Source organism: Shewanella sp. WE21 (genome assembly GCF_002966515.1).
GTDB classification, from domain to species: Bacteria; Pseudomonadota; Gammaproteobacteria; order Enterobacterales; family Shewanellaceae; genus Shewanella; species Shewanella oncorhynchi.
In genome coordinates this window covers 2,991,389-3,011,214 of the sequence record NZ_CP023019.1, presented here as the reverse complement: position 1 = coordinate 3,011,214, position 19,826 = coordinate 2,991,389, and the positions used below count along the sequence as shown (strand labels likewise).

20 protein-coding genes and 1 pseudogene are annotated in these 19,826 nt (G+C 45.4%); 9 read left to right on the top strand and 12 right to left on the bottom strand.

Features of this window, described 5'->3' with window-relative positions; genetic code table 11:
* Nucleotides 1-57 precede the first annotated feature (57 nt).
* Entirely contained in the window at nt 58-1,320 is a 1,263-nt protein-coding gene (locus CKQ84_RS13120; protein ID WP_105251636.1) for an efflux RND transporter periplasmic adaptor subunit, read from the bottom strand.
* A 353-nt stretch (nt 1,321-1,673) separates the two neighbouring features.
* On the opposite strand from CKQ84_RS13120, the gene pyrC reads away from it, so the two are divergent.
* The 4 genes from pyrC to CKQ84_RS13100 all read left to right on the top strand — a co-directional run bounded on the left by pyrC (nt 1,674) and on the right by CKQ84_RS13100 (nt 4,566).
* Entirely contained in the window at nt 1,674-2,705 is a 1,032-nt protein-coding gene (pyrC, locus tag CKQ84_RS13115; RefSeq protein ID WP_105251635.1) for a dihydroorotase, read from the top strand.
* Nucleotides 2,706-2,836: 131 nt separating this feature from the next.
* Complete coding sequence (locus CKQ84_RS13110) at nt 2,837-3,883, top strand: hypothetical protein (protein WP_105251634.1); 1,047 nt, start codon at nt 2,837-2,839, stop codon at nt 3,881-3,883.
* Nucleotides 3,883-4,137 (top strand): hypothetical protein, encoded by a 255-nt coding sequence (locus CKQ84_RS13105; RefSeq protein WP_158683050.1) that lies wholly within the window; start codon nt 3,883-3,885, stop codon nt 4,135-4,137. The genes CKQ84_RS13110 and CKQ84_RS13105 overlap by 1 nt, the downstream gene beginning before the upstream one ends.
* 135 nt (nt 4,138-4,272) lie before the next feature.
* Nucleotides 4,273-4,566 (top strand): DUF3144 domain-containing protein, encoded by a 294-nt coding sequence (locus tag CKQ84_RS13100; protein WP_105251632.1) that lies wholly within the window; start codon nt 4,273-4,275, stop codon nt 4,564-4,566.
* 457 nt (nt 4,567-5,023) lie between these two features.
* On the opposite strand, the gene CKQ84_RS13090 is transcribed toward CKQ84_RS13100, so the two are convergent.
* Nucleotides 5,024-6,889 carry a P-loop NTPase fold protein gene (locus CKQ84_RS13090; RefSeq protein WP_158683048.1) on the bottom strand — a complete coding sequence of 622 codons (1,866 nt, stop codon included), beginning with the start codon at nt 6,887-6,889 and terminating at the stop codon, nt 5,024-5,026.
* On the opposite strand from CKQ84_RS13090, the gene CKQ84_RS13085 reads away from it, so the two are divergent.
* Nucleotides 6,883-7,641: an IS5-like element ISSod6 family transposase gene (locus tag CKQ84_RS13085; protein WP_011071076.1), complete on the top strand. Its 759-nt coding sequence runs from the start codon at nt 6,883-6,885 to the stop codon at nt 7,639-7,641. The two genes, CKQ84_RS13090 and CKQ84_RS13085, sit on opposite strands and share 7 nt — an antisense overlap.
* Nucleotides 7,642-7,662: 21 nt before the next feature.
* On the opposite strand, the gene CKQ84_RS24200 is transcribed toward CKQ84_RS13085, so the two are convergent.
* The 5 genes and pseudogenes from CKQ84_RS24200 to CKQ84_RS13060 form a co-directional block, all read right to left on the bottom strand.
* Entirely contained in the window at nt 7,663-7,755 is a 93-nt protein-coding gene (locus CKQ84_RS24200) for a P-loop NTPase fold protein (RefSeq protein ID WP_367870070.1), read from the bottom strand.
* Between the two features lie 222 nt (nt 7,756-7,977).
* Nucleotides 7,978-8,323 (bottom strand): annotated as a pseudogene (locus CKQ84_RS24035) (ISAs1 family transposase); the annotation flags it as partial.
* A gap of 262 nt (nt 8,324-8,585) precedes the next feature.
* The gene (locus tag CKQ84_RS13070) at nt 8,586-9,728 is read right to left on the bottom strand and encodes a glucosaminidase domain-containing protein (RefSeq protein ID WP_254053102.1); all 1,143 of its coding nucleotides are present in this window, start codon (nt 9,726-9,728) and stop codon (nt 8,586-8,588) included.
* 264 nt (nt 9,729-9,992) lie between these two features.
* Complete coding sequence (locus CKQ84_RS13065) at nt 9,993-10,580, bottom strand: LysR substrate-binding domain-containing protein (RefSeq protein WP_254053187.1); 588 nt, start codon at nt 10,578-10,580, stop codon at nt 9,993-9,995.
* Complete coding sequence (locus tag CKQ84_RS13060; protein ID WP_158683044.1) at nt 10,556-10,906, bottom strand: LysR family transcriptional regulator; 351 nt, start codon at nt 10,904-10,906, stop codon at nt 10,556-10,558. The genes CKQ84_RS13065 and CKQ84_RS13060 overlap by 25 nt, the downstream gene beginning before the upstream one ends.
* Nucleotides 10,907-11,002: 96 nt before the next feature.
* Between CKQ84_RS13060 and CKQ84_RS13055 the strand changes: the two genes are divergently transcribed.
* Nucleotides 11,003-12,070 carry a tartrate dehydrogenase gene (locus CKQ84_RS13055; protein WP_105251625.1) on the top strand — a complete coding sequence of 356 codons (1,068 nt, stop codon included), beginning with the start codon at nt 11,003-11,005 and terminating at the stop codon, nt 12,068-12,070.
* Nucleotides 12,071-12,195: 125 nt separating this feature from the next.
* Here CKQ84_RS13055 and CKQ84_RS13050 read toward each other — a convergent pair whose 3' ends face one another.
* A complete protein-coding gene (locus CKQ84_RS13050) occupies nt 12,196-12,654 on the bottom strand; it encodes a GNAT family N-acetyltransferase (protein WP_105251624.1) in 459 nt (152 codons plus the stop codon).
* 117 nt (nt 12,655-12,771) lie between these two features.
* Between CKQ84_RS13050 and CKQ84_RS13045 the strand changes: the two genes are divergently transcribed.
* Complete coding sequence (locus CKQ84_RS13045) at nt 12,772-14,235, top strand: PLP-dependent aminotransferase family protein (protein ID WP_105251623.1); 1,464 nt, start codon at nt 12,772-12,774, stop codon at nt 14,233-14,235.
* Nucleotides 14,236-14,244: 9 nt separating this feature from the next.
* Here CKQ84_RS13045 and CKQ84_RS13040 read toward each other — a convergent pair whose 3' ends face one another.
* The 3 genes from CKQ84_RS13040 to CKQ84_RS13030 form a co-directional block, all read right to left on the bottom strand.
* Nucleotides 14,245-14,628, bottom strand: a complete 384-nt coding sequence (locus tag CKQ84_RS13040) for an MAPEG family protein (protein WP_105251622.1) — start codon at nt 14,626-14,628, stop codon at nt 14,245-14,247.
* A gap of 92 nt (nt 14,629-14,720) precedes the next feature.
* Nucleotides 14,721-15,116, bottom strand: a complete 396-nt coding sequence (locus CKQ84_RS13035) for a GNAT family N-acetyltransferase (protein WP_105251621.1) — start codon at nt 15,114-15,116, stop codon at nt 14,721-14,723.
* A 30-nt stretch (nt 15,117-15,146) separates the two neighbouring features.
* Nucleotides 15,147-15,662: an ATP-binding protein gene (locus tag CKQ84_RS13030; protein ID WP_105251620.1), complete on the bottom strand. Its 516-nt coding sequence runs from the start codon at nt 15,660-15,662 to the stop codon at nt 15,147-15,149.
* A gap of 470 nt (nt 15,663-16,132) precedes the next feature.
* Here CKQ84_RS13030 and CKQ84_RS13025 point away from each other — a divergent pair, with 470 nt between their 5' ends.
* Nucleotides 16,133-17,251 (top strand): glycerol dehydrogenase, encoded by a 1,119-nt coding sequence (locus tag CKQ84_RS13025; protein ID WP_105251619.1) that lies wholly within the window; start codon nt 16,133-16,135, stop codon nt 17,249-17,251.
* Between the two features lie 225 nt (nt 17,252-17,476).
* Nucleotides 17,477-18,868: an NAD-dependent succinate-semialdehyde dehydrogenase gene (locus tag CKQ84_RS13020; RefSeq protein WP_105251618.1), complete on the top strand. Its 1,392-nt coding sequence runs from the start codon at nt 17,477-17,479 to the stop codon at nt 18,866-18,868.
* A 62-nt stretch (nt 18,869-18,930) separates the two neighbouring features.
* Here the strand turns inward: CKQ84_RS13020 and CKQ84_RS13015 are convergent, their stop codons facing one another.
* Complete coding sequence (locus CKQ84_RS13015; RefSeq protein ID WP_105251617.1) at nt 18,931-19,758, bottom strand: cobalamin-binding protein; 828 nt, start codon at nt 19,756-19,758, stop codon at nt 18,931-18,933.
* Nucleotides 19,759-19,826 lie beyond the last annotated feature (68 nt).

Here is a 19,826-nt window from a genome sequence, read left to right as displayed (position 1 = left end):
TCACTGCGCTGTTAAATTCATCAGATTGGTTGTTTAATAATTTACGAATATCGGTCATCAATGAATTCTGACCTGTTCGGCGTGATTAAAAGGGTCGACACTTGAAATAACCCACTCATCTCCGGCTTTGCCACCATCAAGCACTTCGACTTGGCTCAGGCTAGTACTGCCGAGCTTAACCTCACGACGGCTGGCTAAATCGCCCTCGACTTGATAAGCCACATTACCTCCACCGCTGGTCATAAAGGCGCCGCGTTTTACCATAAGAACATTGGGTCTGTGCTCTAATAACACTCGGGCCGAGATGCGTTGATTCTGGCGCAGTGTTAGGCTGTCGCTTTGGTCAAATTGCACCCTAGCGGTCACTTCACGGTTACGCACTTCAGGGGAAATCGACGATAGCTTGCCCATTAACTTAATACTGCCAAAACTCAACTCGACTTCCATGCCTAAACCCAGATCATCCGCATAGGACTCAGGCACGGCTAACTCAGCCTCATAGGCGCTTAAATCCACGACGGTTAAAATCGGTTGGTTAGCGCTAAGACGGGTTTTCTGCTCGGTAATCCAGTTACCGATAATGCCGTTAACAGGTGCAACAATATTCAAGGCATCGACTTGGCGTTCTAATTCACGCACCGCGAGAGTTTGACGCTCAACTTCTAGGGCTTTGTTTTTAATTTCAAAGGTTAACGTATCTTTCGTTAACGCCACTTCTTGCTCGGCATGCTTAAACTTCAGCTTGGCTTTGTGTAAATCATCTTTGCCCTTTTCATAATCAATTTGGCCAATAAGCTGACTTTGAATCAGTTCCTCTCCGCGTCGGCTTTCCCTATCCGCCGCTTCAAGATCGACCGTTGCGATATCTAAGGTTTGATAAGCTTGTAATTGATCGCGTCTTGCATCCAACTTAGCGCGCTCTAATGCACTCTCCATGCCCGCTAATACGGACTTGGCTTGCGCTAGCTGATTAGTGAGTCTTGGACTATCAAGTTTGGCGACCACATCGCCCTTATTAACAGTATCGCCAGGATTGCTGAGCAGGGTCACTGTGCCTTCCTCTGTGCTATACAAAATAGGCGCATTGGCCGCCACGATTTTACCTGTGGTCGCCACATCGCGGGTTAACGTTCCAACGAAGAGTTTTGCGGTAGTGATGTCGCTGCGGCTTAAAGATTTGCTCACGCTATCAGTGCCCAAGCTCGCCCAAACTAAGGCGCTGACTAATAAGGCGCAACCGCCAATGATCAGCGGTAACTTAAGACGTTTAGAGGTCGATGGCACAAGTACTGTATCTTGGCCGCTAGTATCTTTAATCATGGCTTTACTCGCTTCCCTGTTGGAATCATCAGTGCCGGAACGTATCAACGGACACTATTGGAAATCTCTACCCTAGAGACAGCAAAGCCTATGCCAAAAAAGTAAAATCATATTATTTCAAAACGTTAACAAAAAATTGCAGATAAAAGTGTCCGCGGACACTGGCGCTTTCATTTAAAAGTGTCCGCAGCAGTGAAATGAAAAGTGTCCGATTGAAAAAAGCAGTTCCTAGATTCTAGGGTCTAGAATTTAGATTTATTAACCCAAACCGCCGAGTTTCCCTTTACAGTAAAATCCTTGCCACATAAGATCCCGCCACCCTCGCAGCAAAAACGATCAAAAGACCAAACCCTATGACTACAATAACAATCACTCGCCCAGACGACTGGCATATTCATTTAAGAGACGGCGCCCAGCTTAAAGAGACAGTGCGCGATATCAGCCGCTATATGGGCCGCGCCATCGTGATGCCAAACTTAGTGCCCCCCGCTATCGATACTGAAACCGCACTGGCCTATTACGATCGCATTAAAGCGCAAGTGCCCGCGGGCTCACAATTCGAACCTTTGATGGTGTTGTATTTAACCGACAAAACCAGCCCAGATGAAATCCGCAAGGCCAAAGCCTCGGGTAAAATTGTCGCCGCTAAACTCTACCCAGCGGGCGCGACGACCAACTCAGATTCCGGCGTAACCGATGTTAAAAACATCTATCCCGTACTCCAAGCCATGCAAGAAGTCGGTATGCTGTTTTTAGTCCACGGTGAAGTCACAGATTCAGCTATTGATATTTTCGACCGCGAGCGTGTCTTTATTGAAAATATCCTCAGTAAAATTGTCGCCGATTTCCCCGCGCTTAAAATAGTGCTTGAGCATATCACCACCAAAGATGCCGTCGATTTTGTCACTCAAGCCTCAGACAATGTGGCCGCGACTATCACGGCCCACCATTTGCTGTATAACCGTAACCACATGCTGGCTGGCGGTATTCGTCCGCATTTTTACTGCCTGCCAATTTTAAAACGCAACACCCACCAGCAGGCGTTGTTAGGTGCAGCGGCAAGCGGCAGCAAGAAGTTTTTCCTCGGTACAGATTCAGCGCCACACGCCAAGGATAAGAAAGAAGCGGCCTGTGGCTGTGCGGGTTCGTACACTGCTCATGCCGCCATTGAGCTGTATGCCGAAGCCTTCGAGTCGGTCAATGCGCTGGATAAACTCGAAGCGTTCGCAAGCTTTAACGGCCCAGACTTTTACCATCTGCCACGCAATACCGATACCATCACGCTGGTCAAAAAGTCATGGGATGTCCCTGCCACTTACCCGCTTGGCGATACTAACGTCGTGCCTATTCGTGCTGGAGAAGCCATTGATTGGCAAGTTGAGTAAGCCTTAAGTCTTTAACATCAAGTCGCCTACGGGCGACTTTTTTATCAGATTTTGATTTTTAATCCATAATCGGTCAGTATCCTGCGCTTAGAATACGGCCCTTACTTATCACCTTTTAAGAGAAAATCAGTATGCCCACAAGGATGTTATTCTCCGTTTTATCTTCAAGCCTATTGCTGACCGCCGCGATCTCTTTGCCGACCTTTGCGGCCAATGAACTCACAGGGATCTGGCAGGGACAGTTAGGTAAAAGCAAAGTCAGAATTTGTTTTAATCAATATGGAACAGGCAGTTATTACTATCAACGCTACTTAACGCCGATAAGACTCGAGCAGCAAGATGAACTGTGGAAAGAAGAAGGCAATACCGGAAATTGGCAGTTTGATAGTGTCACGCCACAAAAACTGAGCGGCCATTGGTTTAAAGATACCGCGAGTAAATCGTTACCAGTGCAACTTGAGCGAGAAATCAGCCCAGATAAGGTCGAGGATTGTGGTGCCGATGCTTACAATCTACCGCTAGAAACCACGCCAAAACTCAGCCGAGGTAAATGGCAAAGCTACGAAAATATTGAGTATCGCCCGCTGACTTTTGGCACAGATGTAGGTATCGAACTTAAAGGCCCACAAACGGGTATATTGGCAATTAATCAATGGCTTGAACATAAGCTCACCGATGAAGTCCAACTAGCACAAACCTTTGACACTCGCCGCAGAATGCTGGCACAAATGGGCAGTTTTGTAACTGATGAAACCTTTGCCGAACCGATTTTTATTAATCAGCATTGGCTCAGTGTGCGCCTATATCGCTGGGCGGCAGGTTATGGCGCCAATGGTATCAGCCAAGAATTTGTGAGTTTCTCCCTTAACGACGGCAAACCTTTCCACCCATGGCAATGGTTTCTCGCCGATACTCAACCACAAAGCATGCTCGAGGGTATGAGTCATCCTTTACCCCCAGCATTAAGGGACAAATTGTTTGCTGGCAAAGCACCGGACGCAGAATGCCCCACATCCGACGGCTCGGGATATTACCAGCTCACCCTCGAGCCAAAGGGCATCAAATTCTGGGAAACGCCCCGCGGCGATGGCTGTGAAAATGAGTTTATCCTCAGCCCGCAAGAAGCCATGCCCTATGCCACCCAATGGGGACAAACACAGCTTAAGATATTGGAATAGTGTACTTAACTGAGAAAATATTAGAGGGAAAGAAAGCAGTCATGGCGATGATAGTAGCGCGACGACAAGCACTCTTTCCCTCCCGACACAGCAATGCATTTCGAGCTAATTTATTCAGTAAGGATGAACTGCTTGAAGTGATGGTGGTGTTTAAGGTTAATGATGAGTTGATTCAAGCCATGTGGAGTTTTGCAACCAATAGAAAAGTGTTACGCCTATCTCAAATTGAGTTTAGGCACATTATTTTAGTGTGATATCAACGCATTTTGTGAGATTTGCGACTGTCCCTCAGTCGCAAAATATCTTAGGGTAAGTGGCAATAACCAAAAGGGTGAAAACACACTACGTGCCCTTTCTTTAACCACATTGCCCAATAATAGGAATTGCTGATGTCTGATAACGAAAAAGCCTTTTACGACCGTGCCTCTGAGTTGATAAAGCTCGCGAACCAGCAAAACCAGAGCACCGAGATCCAAACCGGTGAGGTCAGCGCGTCCTTTATGTGGGGCGTCGCCCGCTACAACGCTTGGTTTGGTTCCACCAGCTTTGAAAGCAAAGAGCAAATGCAGGCCAAAAAGCAGGAAATGATGGACTATTATATGGAACGCTATAAAGAGATGCTCGACGCTAATCTGGAAGATTATATCGAGAACTTCGACCACTACCGCGCAACGCAGAAGTAATGACTTCCCCCACTCCGAGAATCAAGATTCTCAGAGTGTTTAATTTACAAATCTAAGCCTTCATTATCCAAACTGTATTAGGTTAGCTTTGGTATTGGCTGCCTAGGTAATAGGCTTATAACTATTAAGCCTAGCTGACCAACGTCGTGGGGCTTCACCCCACACCCGACCAAGGAGGACTGCTCGTCCTATCCTCCTTGGATGCTCCAAGACGTCCCTAGCGAAGTTACATGCATTAGTGACTGGCTTCGTGCTTACTCGAAAATAGCTAACGCTTCCGATGGGGCGTCCCTTCCCCCCGAAAGCTACGCAGACGTCCTGTCTGCGTTACGCGATTTTCTTCAACGCCCTTCAGCAACTTCGCAGGGAATTGGCGTATTCCTGTAGCCACGGTGGTGTTAGCCACTTATTCTGAAAAGAATTATGTCTGTCCCGACTTTTTTAAAAATATACAGGATTAGCTCAATGTGTCATGTGTCAGCCGCCTTTCAATAAAATCAATATTTTCAGATATTTGCTGAATTACAAACTCAAGGATTATGGTAGATATCGATTTTGAAGCAGTCTTTAGATGGCCTTCAAGCTGTTCTTTAAACAATTTAAACCATTCAAATTCAGGGTACAACTCATGGTCTTTACCAAGAACTTGATTTAAACGATCTTTGATTATTGGTATAAACTGACGCTTGGTTTCATTTGGTAAATTTAAAAAAGCATTAAGAAATTCATCAGGTTTTATAAATTGTAATATTGGTTTATTTTTGTAGTGTTTTTGTTTGTCAGACCACTCAAAAAATAAAATAAACTGTTTCGGGTCTGAATTCATGATTTGGATTAACTTAACTGAATCCACTTGCGTTATCTTCTCATTAGCATTAATAACATAATCATTAATACATTTTGATATTAACTGAAAGTAAGGATGTTCTCTACAGGTATAACCTAAACCTTGGTATGAACCAAATCCATTTAATGATTCGAGTTGGTCATCAGTGATTTCAAAAAGGTTTAATTTCTTAATGTCATATATATAAGCTTCCACATCGTTAACAATATCCTGCGGCGTTTTATTCAATAACTCATATTGTGATTGCCGCAAAAACATACCTGCAACATGCTTTAATACACATAGATTCTGATATTCTCTGTTATTAAACTCTGTGATTACCAAGGCTTGTAGCTTAGTAAATTCATGATCATCTAAATTGTAGAAGTACCATAATTTTTTCCAATTAGGAGTCTGTTCAAAAGCAAAGTATTTAGAAGTTCTAAATTCAGCGTTTATTTGCACAAAATTCGTACAGCCACTTTCAAAAAACTCTTTCCAAATACTTATATCAATAATTGAATCATAAAAATCAATTGGATATTTATCTTGTAAATTTCCCTTATTTTTCGCGTCAGGATTTACCTCTTTTTCTGAGTTATCATTCCGCTGGTAATCATAACCGAAAAATTTACCCACATTATTAGTAAGTAAACTTCCGGCATGCACTTCCATTGAAACCGCGATAAATAAAGTAAGAAAATGCTCCATTAGCTCTTCTTTATCCCTAATATCAGCGTCTAACTTACTGAACCACAATTCTAAATCTAGAAAGCACTTTCTTAATGATCTTAGGTTGTTATATCCAGAATGGATAAAGGTACTAATTATGACTGCTTTATACTTAGCAAGTGCTTTTTGGTTAGCGAGTGAAATCAGATTTTTTACAAAATAGTCAAATACACCTTCTACATCTGGTTTCACTTCTATTGTTTTACCAATAAGCTTTTCTTTTATTTTTTGATATTTTATCTGAGACTCGGGATTTGAATTCGAAAACGCTATCAGTTTCGACTCATCTGCTATGAGAACAACTTTATAGCCATCCTTCTCTACAAAGTAATTGATATAACCTAAGATAACTTGAATATCCATTGAGCATCGTTCAAGATCATCAAAAACCAAAATACAATGTTTAGTATCCGTTAAATATTTAGCTAGATTTATTTCGGGAACACTAATATTTGCAGATGCATCGGCCTTTCCGTCACCATCCAAATCAATTTTTAACGCTCCCTTTAAAATTCCTTTTGCAATTTGACCAGCAAACATCATTTTTTTACTAGATAAGATAGGGTTTAGCTGCTCAAAAAACTTTGCTTCGATATCTGTAATATCTCCAATGCCATAAAGGCTGACTCGAAGAAACTTGAGATCACTATTAGTACTTTTCATTTTACTAGGGTCTGTTGATCTTTCGAGAGTGATTTTTAGACAGCATGGCAAGACGTTATAATTTGCTTCGCCAAAAGTAACCATAACCTCAAGCCATGCCAAGACTTATGCTAACCGATGCACGCTGGGAAAAGCTATTTCATTTAATGAAAAGCACAGGCCGTGTTTATGACAAACCTGAACATAGACAAACATTCGAAGGTATTCTTTACCGCCTTAGAACAGGTATCCCTTGGCGAGATTTACCTAAAGAGTTCGGTCATTGGAGCACGGTCTTTAGACGGTTTCATTTATGGTCTAAGAAAGGCGTTCTAGCACATTTATTCAAGGCCTTAGCCAACCTTGCTGATATAGAATGGGTCTTTATTGATGGCTCGATAGTGCGGGCTCACCAGCACAGTGCAGGTGCAGCGACGCTAAGTAATGAGAGTATTGGTAAAAGTCGAGGCGGTAATTCAACCAAAATTCACTTAGCCGTCGACAGCGGAGGATTACCGATTTATTTCGAATTATCAGAAGGCCAAAAACACGATATTACACACGCCCCCAGCTTAATTGAGCACCTGAAGCAGGTTGATACCGTCATTGCAGATAAAGGTTATGACAGCGATGCTTTTCGTGAACTTATCGCAAATAAAGGCGGGAAATCTGTTATTCCAAGGCGCCGCTATAAGAATACACCTCAAGAAAGAGTCGATTGGTGCTTATATCGGTATCGACATTTAGTGGAGAATGCTTTTGGAAGAATTAAGCACTATCGAGCAATATCAACAAGATATGACAAGCTAGCAAGAAATTACGCCAGTATGGTGTCACTGGCGTTTATGTTAATGTGGCTGCCGATGTATTGCTGAACAACATTTGTACAGCAAAGATCAACAGACCCTAATAACATCTTCGACTAGATGTGACTTGCCGCACCCCCAAAAACCTTTGACTAGTAATGCATACTCTGGAGCAACTTTCATAGAGCAATAATATTCAATTAAATCTCGAGCATTTTTATTCAAATCAGTCACAAGCGTTCCTCCTTGAAAGTCAATAAATAGGCTTCTCACCTTTTGGCTATATTTGCACAAAATTCGCTTTAAGTTCAATATCACAGAAAACAGCCACTGATGAGTATGGCTATTGACGATTGCGTTCCTGCTCTGCATAGCTTAATCCCAAGGCGTCCGCATGAGTGTGCATTAATTGACCACAGAGGCAAAACCAGCTAATAACACGCGTTCCAGAAAATCTGGCTTTCATCATGCAACGTTTCTGCTTCATTGGCACGCTGATCTTGGTTGTTTCAGCGTGCAGCATATTAAGTGCCATGTGTCAAAGACCCGCCAAGTTTTCTGCTGCATTATCCCGATAGATTTGACAGGCATCATCTTGCAGACTTACATCTAGGATCAAGTGCATAGATTCTATCCCCCAATGAGCTCTTATCGCTTGCCCGGCACTGAGATCTTTGGAACTGATGTAGTAGCAATATTCAATGTTCGCGGCCTTGCCTTTTTCAGCGTGGAAGTTTTCCACCATGACGACAGTGTTGGGCCCTTTCTAGGCAGAGAAATCACCCACTAGTTGTGTGGCACTAAAGGAAAGTAGGGACATAACTAGGACAAGCATAACTTTTATGCCTTAATAATTTACCAATAACACCAGAGTCTGAGGAATACACCATCCCCCTCGGAGTTGCCGCAGGGCGAATAGAGCTCTTGATTTAATAAAGAGTGCATGAGTCCAGCCATGGCTGGCTAGCTTTCGCAGCTGAAGGTCACCTGAAAATGCTTATTTTACCAATCACTTAGTTTGTTCTTGTTAATAGATGTAATGGCGCGTCATCACTTAAATAAATATCATCCACCAGATATAGCTTATTGGTACGGATCATCTGACGAATCGCCTCAACATAGGCGTGTCCACGCTCCGAATATCGGTCTAACGTCCCTGCGAGTGCAGAGCCTGTCACAGCTTGATTAGCTTGTCTTGATTGGGCACGAAAATCTCGCATCTTCTGATAAGCATTATGGGTATTCAAATTCAACAAATACCCTTCCACCGAAGCAAATGGTGTATCGAATCGTGCTAAACCATAATTGCCTAAACCTTGGCGCTTTTGCCTAGGTTCCATACCATTACCCTTGAAATCCCACTGCCCAAATAATGCATTACCTTCACGGGCAAATCGCGATGTGCCCCAACCGCTTTCTTTTGCCGCTTGAGCTAACACTAACGATGGTGGCAGGATATCCACCCTTTCAAGTAGCATTTGTCTTTGGGCTTCTAACAGCGGTTTATCTTCACTGCTTATTACTTTGTACTTTACCCCTAAGGCTAATAACGCAATATCATCGAGGGGGGCAGACATAATGACCTGTCTTTCTTGTAAAATTTTCTCATTCGCCAATAAGACTAAAGGGGCAATCATTCTAAGAAACACCATTTTCTTTTGCTTCACTGGGAGTTGGCTTGACACTGAACTCCAGCCCTCTCCCACGGCATCAAAGGTCAATCTAGGGACCGATTTATTACCATCACGAAAGCTTTCTGGCGTGTAATTAAGCGAGTCAAACAAGCCCATGAGTTCATCGAGAGAACTGATATTCAGACTCAGTTGTTTAGTCTCTGGATTGTCGAAGGATAACTGCTCAAGCATTTTTGGGGATGAGAAATGTTCAGCAACCGTTGGATTTGCAACAGCACCTTGATTCGCTTGCACCAAGGAAGTCGTCATCAGTTTTGGCAAACTCTGCATATGATGCAGAGCACTCTGACTGGCAACTAAAGAATTGGAAGCCGTCTGTGACTGAAAACCAAGAGCATCAACTGGCAGCCTATTTGAAATCAGCTTAGTCGCTAGCGTTTCTTGCACATACACCGAAGAGCATAAAACAGACAAAGCAATGAGTGCGAGCATAGCAACGGGAAGCTTAAACTTTATAAACATGGTATCTCTTTTAACTGAGGTAAAACGGTAGCAATGGGATTAGCCAATACATCGGGGGCGTAAGGTAACAGTAAAAACCTGACAGTTTGCTTAATAGATATACAAAATGACCTATTACGGTCATTTTTTAAGGAGAATAGGACGAGCGCCTTCTTGGCCGCCTCTTGACCCAATGTCAGCAATTAAATCCAACACCTTGATTTATTTAAACTCAATATGAAAATAGCGAGTGTTCACTCGCCAATAGAGGTTGACGAAATAGAATCAACTTATTCCAGAGCCAGCAAAACGAGGTAAAGCCTCTTCAAGATAGGCGACGCAGGTGCGGAGTTTGGCAGACGTTTCTAATCGTGAAGCATAAATTACATGAATTTCAGCGGATTGATGATACTCGGGGAGTACTCTGACTAATCTGCCGCTTAAGAAATCTTGCTGTAAATCCCAGATGGAGCGCAACATAATACCGTGGCCTTTAAGGCACCACTGCTTAGCGACTGTGCCATTGTTGGTCATCAAGGAAGCCGCTAAATCAATCGAGGCTATGCCAGCCGCACTTTCCAATCGCCACACTCTATGGTTTTGATCGCGCTCGCGGATCCCTATGCACTTATGCTCGGCTAATGCCGCGAGATTGTTTGGCATGCCATGCGTGTCGATATAGGTCGGCGATGCCGCCAATACCCGATAATTACTCGCAAGACGCTTAGCTATCATTTGCGGTGGCAATTCGCCACCGACACGGATCTCCAGATCAAAACCTTCAGAGACCAGATCGACCGGGCGGTCGAGCAACTCTAAATCAACTTCTAATTCGGGATAGTGGAACACTAGGTCTGAAATAATCGGCGCAATACAGTGGCTGCCAAATCCTGTGCTGGTTGCGATACGTAATCGCCCCGTGGCACTTGCTGCTCTAAGCTAATTTCAAGGCTCATTTGCTCCATTGTATCGAGCAAACGTTCGGACCATTCCAAGGCAATCTTGCCCTCTAAGGTGAGGCTGACACTTCTGGCAGAACGCAGAAACAAGCGCACTCCGAGCGCTTTTTCTAATAGGCCAATGCGTTTACTCACATACGCTGGAGAAAAAGATAATTGCTCCGCAGCGGCTGTAAATCCCCCGCTTGTAGCGGCGAGAACAAAGACCCGTAAATCTTCAAGTGGCGGCAGTTGACTCACGATTCGTAATCCTTAACAAAACATTTAGCCTATTCATACACGATACGAATATGGAATAACATACAAAAAACGCAGAATCCCCTATTGGAGTCGAAGATGTCTAAGGTAAAAATCGCCGTAATCGCCGGAGATGGCATAGGTACAGAAGTGATCCCCGAAGGGATACGCACACTCGAAGCCGCAGGAAAAATCTTAGGTGTGACGTTTGAGTGGACCTATTTCGACTGGTCCTGTGAAACCTACCATAAAACCGGTCGCATGATGCCAGAGGATGGACTTGAGCAACTAAAATCCTTTGATGCCATCTACTTAGGCGCTGTTGGATTTCCAGGAGTTCCCGACCATATTTCACTCTGGGGATTGCTACTACCGATCCGCAGAGCCTTTGAGCAATACGTGAACCTTAGGCCTATTCGGTTATTTGAAGGCGTGCCCTGCCCACTCGCGGGTAAAAAGCCCGGCGATATCGATTTTTATGTAGTACGTGAAAACGTGGAAGGCGAATATTCCGCCGTCGGCGGCATTCAGTATGAAGGCACTGAACATGAGATTGTCTCCCAGCAGAGCATTTTTACCCGTCGTGGCACAGATCGCATCTTAAAATATGCCTTCGATTTAGCCCAAAGCCGCAAAGCAAAGCACTTAACCTCGGCGACCAAATCCAATGGTATATTTCACTCTATGCCCTATTGGGATAGTCGCGTCGTGGAAATGGCAAAACAGTATCCCAATGTTAAGGTCGACCAATATCATATCGATATTCTGACGGCAAATTTCGTGCTGAAACCCGAGCATTTTGACGTGGTTGTTGGCTCAAATTTGTTTGGCGATATCCTGTCTGATCTTGGCCCTGCGTGCACTGGCACTATCGCCATTGCCCCTTCGGCGAACATCAATCCAAGCAAGGAATTTCCGTCGATGTTTGAGCCGGTACATGGTTCGGCGCCGGATATTGCAGGCCAAGGTATTGCCAATCCTTTAGGCACAATTTGGGCTGGCGCTATTATGATGCAACATTTAGGTTATAGCGCAATGCACGACCTGATACTCAGCGCGATAGAAAACGTATTGAAAGATAAGCAGTCTTTAACCCGCGATATGGGCGGAACGGCGAATACTCGGGAGCTGACCGATGCAGTGATCGCTGCGATTAGTCGCAATTAAAACGTGCATTAAAACCTAATGCTAAAAGCCCTTTAGCATTAGGATTGAAAGGATTTTAGACTATCAAACCGCTGATAATAAATGCATTAATAAGCTAGCCAGTTAATGCATTTATTAAAGGCCCCTTACAACGGCATTCTGTACTCAATGACTCCCGGTTTTTCACCAATCCAGTTATAGAGTTTTTGCGCGGTTAAATTTGTTTCCTGTGTATGCCAGTACAGGCGCGCACACTTGTGTTCAATGGCCGCTTGCTTTACATACTCAATCAATTGTTTTCCAACATGTTGACCCCTTGCTGTTGGGGCAACAAACAAGTCTTCAAGATAACAATAATCCGTTTCGGCCCAAGTAGAACGATGAAAAACATAGTGCACAAAACCGAGTAAGTTTTGGCCCTCTCTTGCGACGGCGCAATAAATAGGTTCTTGGTCATCGAAGAATCGGCGCCACGTGGCTTGGGTGGTCGCTTCTGATAACACCACTTTGTAAAAGGTCTGGTAATCACGCCAGTGTGGTAACCAGAGTGAATAGTCCGTTTCTTTAACCATATCAATGGTTACTGTTAGTGATTGGCTGGACATTAGCGCACTCCTTGAAATTAAGTAAATGGTCTCAGTTTTACTGAAGCAAGATTCTAGATTCAATTGTGGTACCGCATAAGGTACACTTTTTGTATTTTTAACAGTACCAGTTAGCAAATGAAAAAACCTCAATCCAATTTCCCTCACTTGCAACTCAAAGATGGCATCCTCAAAGATCAGCTTTATCATGCGTTTAGAGAGGCCATTCTTGATGGACGTTTACACCCGAGAATGAAACTTCCATCCAGCAGAGCCTTGTCGGAAACCATGCAGATTTCACGTAACTCAGTACTGCAAGGGTTTGAGCGCCTGATTGATGAAGGCTATCTGCTGACTAAACCGGGATCGGGCACTTATGCGTCAGATACCATTCCCGATGAATTGATCGATATTCCAAACCGTGCCGGAGAAAGCGCTCAAGCCTTTGATTCCGATTTAGAAATTAATCCACAGTTAATAGAAATGGCGCGACTGAAAGCGAAGGGGAATACGGACCACAGCCATAGCATGTTTAATATTGGCGTCGGATGTATTGATCTTTTCCCGCACCAACTTTGGGGGCGGCTGTTAGGCCGAGTTTGGCGGCAATCGCGTAAAACCTTAGGTAAATCAAACCATAGCGCAGGGTATTTGCCGTTGCGTGAGGCGATAAGTGACTATGCGCGTTCGACCCGCGGCCTCAATTGCACACCTGAGCAGATCATCATAGTCAATGGAACTCAGCAGGCCATTAACCTCACAGCGCAGGTACTACTCCAACAGGGAGATGAAGTCTGGCTTGATGAACCTGGGTATGACGGGGCTTTAGGTGCTTTTCTCTCGCAAAATATGCGAGTTCGTCCTGTGAGTGTTGATGATGAGGGCACAAATATTGCCGATGCGATCCAGCGGTGGCCCGCAGTGAAACTGGCTTTTACCGCGCCCTCACACCAATTTCCCCTCTGCGGTATGCTAAGTCTGCCACGACGATTGGCCTTACTCGATTGGGCCGCAGAGCAAAGTAAATGGATTTTAGAGGATGACTATAACAGTGAGTTTCGTTATAACGCCCGTCCGATACAGGCATTACAGGGGCTCGATAAACATCAAAGGGTGATCTACGCAGGCACCTTTTCCAAGATGCTGCTGCCCGAATTACGACTCGGCTTTCTGGTGGTACCACCCAAACTTGTCAACGCTTTTCAGCTGGCAAAGCATTATGCCGACACGCATACCGCCTATTTAGAGCAAGCTACACTGGCGCTGTTGATTACCGAAGGACATTATGCGCGGCATGTTCGCCGAGTGCGAAAAGCCTGTCATGAACGCCAAACGGCGTTAATCGCGGCAATTGAGCAGTATCTACCCGACAAATTGTCCGTTCAAACCTCAGACTCAGGTATTCACCTCGTGTGTTGGCTGAAGGGCGACTTGACCGAAGAGGAAGTGATCAACAAATGCCGCCAACTCAGTTTAGGGGCACAGCCTTTGTCTCGATATTGCCAAGCGCCCTATCCAAGGCAAGCTATCTTACTGGGCTATGCCGCTCATACGCCTGATGAGCTGCGGGAAAGCATCAAAAAACTGGCGCAGATCCTTTAATATCCAAGCTTAAAAAGCCTGAAAGAAAATCCCGAAAGCACTGAAGATGGCAACAAACCATGTGAGGGATCTTAAGGTACCTTTGTTGGCAAGATAGAGGATGTGATACACAAAGCGGGCCCCGACATGGACGATTGCGAGCCACTCAGTGGTGGGATTCACTTTGCCGGTAGCAATCACCACTAATACGGCTAGGCCAAACACCAGCAATGATTCAAAGGCATTTTGATGTCCCGCTAAAGCGCGAGCGCCAAAACCGGTTAGCTGTGCTTGCTGAGCACGGGGATGATTATTATCGTAACCACCCGTCTTTGCCATAGCCCAAGCCACTGGACCTTTCGCAAGATATGGCAATAACATGGCGACAAATAAGCAAATAAGTAAGGTATTCATGGGGTAATCTTCCTTTGATTGTTGTTTTGAGCTCTACTGTTTGAGTTCTACTGCTATAAGTGCCTAAGTTACAAGTGTATTGGTTAGCGCCGTTATTTCACCATATACATGCCTTCACTTGCGGGACGACTAAATTTAAAGCCAAACTTTTCATAGAGTTCAGGCACATCCGCCATCAGGGTAATATACGCGCCCTCAAAAGCCTCACGATCTAGATAAGCCATGATGTGCTGCATAATAAGCCGCCCTAATCCCTTACCTTGATGCTCAGGATCCACTGCGATATCGACAATTTCGAAGTTGAGCGCGCCGTCACCAACCACACGCCCCATACCCACAGTCTGCCCGGCAAGCTTTATTTGCACGCCATATAAACTCCTTGGCAAAGCCTTGATGGCGCCCTCCAATGGTCTAGGGCTTAAGCCAGAAATCTGTCGTAGGCGAACAAAATCATTGGCTGAAACAACCTCCTCAAGCACTTGGTACATGATATTTCCTATTGTTTTTATTCACTATAATTATCTTTCTATCACCTCAAGCTCAAAGCCTTCATCCAGAGTCGGCGGCTGAAAATAACCGCTCACATGCCAGAACATCGCCTCGGTATCGAACATAGCGCGCTCAGGGTGGCTTTGTCTGCGTTTATCGAGTTGACTCAAACAAAGCGCATCGCTGTGATTAAGATAAATAAGTTTATGGGCGGCGCAATCAGTAAAAATGCTTCGAAACCACAGGCGCTGATTGATAGTATTCGCGGGAAAGTCCATGACCACAGAAACACCCGAACAGAGCAGTTCCTGCACATGCTTTTTAAGCAAAGGCTTAAGGCGAGCGGAATAGCTCAAGTAAGTATCAAAATCTTTAATTTCATCGGGGTATAGCGCCGCCAGCCATGCGTCTTCCGAGATTAAAATACAGTTTTCGGCCTCAGAAAGTTGTCGCGATAAGGTTGATTTACCTGAGCCCATTTTGCCACAAAAGAATATTAACGTACCTTTACTGACCAATTGTCCTAACGCATTCTGCTGTGTCATCTTCACTCCTTGATTACTGGTCTTTTATCTCAGCCGACGATTTCACTCGCTATGACACCAATGAACGACTGTACAGAGCATCACATAAAGCATGAACACCGAGCAAGACTTGGGACGAGTTTAAGGTAATAAAATCCCATTACATTAATGACTATGCAGTGTTTAGACAGCAGACGTTTACCGCTATTCGCACAATCCACCGTTAGCTTTTTTGAGATCTGACATCTCTTCGTCCGCTTAGATCGCCTCGCTCTCTGAGCCCTATCCTTTCCTTAAACCAGAGACAAACCAAAGTATTTAACTCGAATAATAAAACAATAAACCACATCATTAATCTAACAATTAAGCACTAAAGTAGTAATTTACGCTTAGCAATAAAAACATTGCCACCATTCATGCTATGACATTAATTTAGGCGTATGCTAGGGTAAGAATGAAAGGATAACCGTCATAAGTGCAAAGGAGGCTCTATGAGCACTGTCGTTCCACGTACCGTCACTTCCCCTAAAAAATTCATTATCGGCAAGGGCCTATTAGCTCAAATGCATGATTATGTTAAGGACTTTGGTGATAATGCTTTTATCATCTGCGATGAATTTATCCTCAGCCGCGTGAAGAATGAAGCGGTCGCTGGGCTAGATCAAAATGGGATCAGCAGCCACCTCGAAAAATTCAACTATGAGTGCAGCGAAGCCGAGATAAAGCGCTTAGGCGCGCTGGCAGAACAGCATCATACCAACGTTATTGTTGGAGTTGGCGGTGGAAAAACCTTAGATGCCGCCAAAGCCGTCGCCTTCTATCAAAAACGGCCTGTCATCTTGTACCCTACAATTGCCTCAACCGATGCGCCTTGTACTGCACTTGCAGTGATCTACTCCGAAACAGGTGAGTTTGAACGCTATCTGTTTCTGCCACAGAACCCAGATGCTGTCGTTGCCGACACTGCTATTATCGCCGCGGCTCCGGCCCGATTTTTTGCGGCAGGCATAGGCGATGCACTGGCAACCTATTTTGAAGCTCGTGCCTGCTATCAATCGGATGGCGTCAACCTAGTCCTGAAAAAGCCTTCCCGCACAGGGCTGGGATTGGCCCAACTTTGCTATCAGTTACTGACTGAAAATGTTGAAGCTGCTATGGACGCCGTTAAAAACAAAATAGTCACACCTGCGCTAGAGCAAACCATTGAAGCCACCATCTATCTCAGTGATGTTGGTGCAGAAGCGGGCGGGTTAGCCGCCGCCCATGCCGTAAACAATGGTATGTCAGCGGTGGCAGACTTACATAAAGCTCAGCACGGCGAGAAAGTCGTCTTTGGGCTGCTAACTCAGCTCGTGCTCGAAAATGCCCCCAAAGCCGAAATCGATAACGTTATCCGCATCATCAAAACAGCGGGACTACCGCTCACTCTCGCAGATTTAGGGCTGAAAACCTTTATCGAGACCGAATGGCGCAAAGTGGCTGAGATAGCCTGTGCTGAGGGCGATACTATGGGCAATATGCCAATGAAGTTAACCGCAGATGATGTCTATCAAGCCATGATAGCCGCCAATGCCATGGCTGAACGCTATAAAACAGCTGAAGCTTGTTAACCGTAACAATATGACGTGTACTCCGTAGGTGGCAACCATCTATCAATTTGATTTAATTGATTAATACTACTGAGATAGTTCCTGCTGCCACACGAGTTTACCGTTCATCCTAGGCTTCCTTGCCACATAATCAATGGCAAGGGAGTCCACAACAAACAAGACATTTCCACCCTCGATGCCAAAGCTGGCATTTACGCTCTATTTGTTAAACGCTTGGAGGCACATATGGCTTATGCAACAACCAATCCCTTTACGGGAAAGCTCATTAAAGAATTTCCAAATGCAACAGATACCGAAGTCACACAGGCGATAGAATCCGCCCATCAGGCATTTTTAAGCTGGCGAACCACTCCCTTTGCCGACAAGGCCGCAATACTGTCTAAGGCAGCAAAGATCCTCAGAGACAATAAATCCAAATACGCCAATCTACTGACCTTAGAAATGGGCAAAGTCACAGCAGAAGCCAAAGCTGAAGTCGAACTGTCGGCGCAAATTTTCGAATACTACGCCGAACATGCCGAGCGACTGCTGGCACCGCAAAAACTGCCGGTTGCCGATCCCGCCGAAGGTGAAGCGATACTGGTTAATGAGCCGCTGGGCGTATTATTGGCTATCGAACCTTGGAACTTTCCCTACTACCAAATTGCGCGCATCTTAGCGCCGCAGCTTGCCGCCGGAAATACCTTACTACTCAAACATGCATCCAACGTGCCCCAGTGCGCAGCGGCCTTTGAAGGCTTAATGCGCGATGCCGGACTGCCCTCAGGTGCATTCCAAAATCTGTATGCCACCCGAGAGCAGATAGAACAGATCATCAATTCGCCCAAAGTGCATGGTGTTGCGCTCACGGGATCAGAAGATGCGGGATCGATCATTGCCGCTCTGGCGGGTAAGGCACTGAAAAAGTCCACCCTAGAACTGGGTGGCGCAGATGCCTTTATCGTACTTGAAGATGCCGATCTGCCTAAAACCATCGACTGGGCTGTGTTTGGCCGTCACTGGAACGCGGGACAGGTCTGTACATCATCTAAGCGGATGATCTTAGTTGAAGCCATTTACGATGAATTTATGAAGGGTTATATCAAGGGGATCGAAGCGCTAAAAGCAGGCGATCCTATGGACTCGGCCACTACGCTAGCGCCGCTCTCTTCCCAAGGCGCGGCCGATGAGTTGAAGCAGAAGATCCGTGATGCCGTAAAACACGGCGCAACCGCGACCGAAGTGGGGCCAAAAGTGCCGCAGCAAGGCGCCTTTGTGCAGCCAACAATACTGACAAACCTGACGCCAGATAACCCCGCCTACTATTGGGAATTCTTCGGCCCTGTGTCCAGTATCCACAGGGTGAAGGATGAGCAAGCAGCGATTGCCATCGCCAATGACTCACCCTTTGGATTGGGTGGCTCAGTGTTTACCGCCGATATCCAACGCGGGCTGGCGGTCGCTAAGCAGGTTTCCACAGGCATGATGTTTGTCAATCATCCAACTATGGTCAAGGCCGACTTACCCTTTGGTGGCGTGCGCCGCTCAGGTTATGGCCGCGAGTTGATTGATTTAGGATTAAAAGAGTTTGTAAACCACAAGCTGATTAATGTGGTCGACATCAACGCGCCTTTCTAAACGCTTAGAAAATAGCAACATCTGACTAAACGCCTGACGGAATAATCTGTCAGGCGTTTTATTTAACGTGCTTTATCCAAGGCATCACATAAGGCTTGAACGCCAAGCAAAGCTCTGGGCGTCGCACGGTGTAATAAATCGGCATTGAGTTGATAAATATGCTGTTTCTTCACGGCAGGAATTTCTGGCCATTGGCGCCAATCAACCCCTTTCACATTACCTTCTTCTTCACTCTGCAAAATCACCTCGGGCAAGGTCAGCAAGACGTTTTCTAAACTGACTTGCGGATAATCACTGGCGGCATCGTAAAACACATTTTGTCCATGGCACACACTGATGATCTGTTGGATCCAACTGTTTTTAGAGACTGTCATCAAGGGGGTCGACCAGAGTTGATAAAATACCTTAGGTTCTGATTTTTTAGCATTTTCAACCCGCAATCGGATAAGTTCAGCGCGATAAGCGGCTGCAGCCTTGCTTGCTTCTTCAACATGCCCCGTAAGTTGGCCTAACTCTTCAAGCTCCTTGGCGACGCCTTCTAAGGTTTTGGGATCGCTACCATAAAGGTTAAATCCTAACGTCCTAAGCTGGTTGATATCTTCGGCTTTATTACCCGAATCCCACACCACAATCAGATCGGGATTAAGCTCCATCACCCGCTCCATTTGAATGCCGTAGTACCCCCCAATACGCGGGATATTTTTTGCTGCCTCGGGATAATCCGCATAATCAGTTGCGGCCACAATCGTATCGCCCGCGCCTATGGCGTAAAGCATTTCCACCGCATGGGGGGAGAGCGCAATAATGCGTTTAGCGGGCTGCGCCAATACGCTATGGGGAAGAAACAGACTGAGCCCCAAAAAGAGTCCAGCTAAGTGTCGCTTAATCATGATATGCCTTAGTATTTATCCCCAAACCGCCTGAAGATGCAGGCGTAGTCTCTTCAGGTTACTTGGGG

Coding starts and splice junctions, on each gene's coding strand:
- CKQ84_RS13050 (WP_105251624.1), bottom strand. CDS start 12,654: ATGTCCAGCCAATCACTAACAGTAACCATTGATATGGTTAAAGAAACG.
- CKQ84_RS13070 (WP_254053102.1), bottom strand. CDS start 9,728: ATGTTTATAAAGTTTAAGCTTCCCGTTGCTATGCTCGCACTCATTGCT.
- CKQ84_RS13040 (WP_105251622.1), bottom strand. CDS start 14,628: ATGAATACCTTACTTATTTGCTTATTTGTCGCCATGTTATTGCCATAT.
- CKQ84_RS13110 (WP_105251634.1), top strand. CDS start 2,837: ATGCCCACAAGGATGTTATTCTCCGTTTTATCTTCAAGCCTATTGCTG.
- pyrC (WP_105251635.1), top strand. CDS start 1,674: ATGACTACAATAACAATCACTCGCCCAGACGACTGGCATATTCATTTA.
- CKQ84_RS24200 (WP_367870070.1), bottom strand. CDS start 7,755: ATGAAAGTTGCTCCAGAGTATGCATTACTAGTCAAAGGTTTTTGGGGG.
- CKQ84_RS13085 (WP_011071076.1), top strand. CDS start 6,883: ATGCCAAGACTTATGCTAACCGATGCACGCTGGGAAAAGCTATTTCAT.
- CKQ84_RS13020 (WP_105251618.1), top strand. CDS start 17,477: ATGGCTTATGCAACAACCAATCCCTTTACGGGAAAGCTCATTAAAGAA.
- CKQ84_RS13035 (WP_105251621.1), bottom strand. CDS start 15,116: ATGTACCAAGTGCTTGAGGAGGTTGTTTCAGCCAATGATTTTGTTCGC.
- CKQ84_RS13120 (WP_105251636.1), bottom strand. CDS start 1,320: ATGATTAAAGATACTAGCGGCCAAGATACAGTACTTGTGCCATCGACC.
- CKQ84_RS13025 (WP_105251619.1), top strand. CDS start 16,133: ATGAGCACTGTCGTTCCACGTACCGTCACTTCCCCTAAAAAATTCATT.
- CKQ84_RS13015 (WP_105251617.1), bottom strand. CDS start 19,758: ATGATTAAGCGACACTTAGCTGGACTCTTTTTGGGGCTCAGTCTGTTT.
- CKQ84_RS13100 (WP_105251632.1), top strand. CDS start 4,273: ATGTCTGATAACGAAAAAGCCTTTTACGACCGTGCCTCTGAGTTGATA.
- CKQ84_RS13030 (WP_105251620.1), bottom strand. CDS start 15,662: ATGACACAGCAGAATGCGTTAGGACAATTGGTCAGTAAAGGTACGTTA.
- CKQ84_RS13045 (WP_105251623.1), top strand. CDS start 12,772: ATGAAAAAACCTCAATCCAATTTCCCTCACTTGCAACTCAAAGATGGC.
- CKQ84_RS13055 (WP_105251625.1), top strand. CDS start 11,003: ATGTCTAAGGTAAAAATCGCCGTAATCGCCGGAGATGGCATAGGTACA.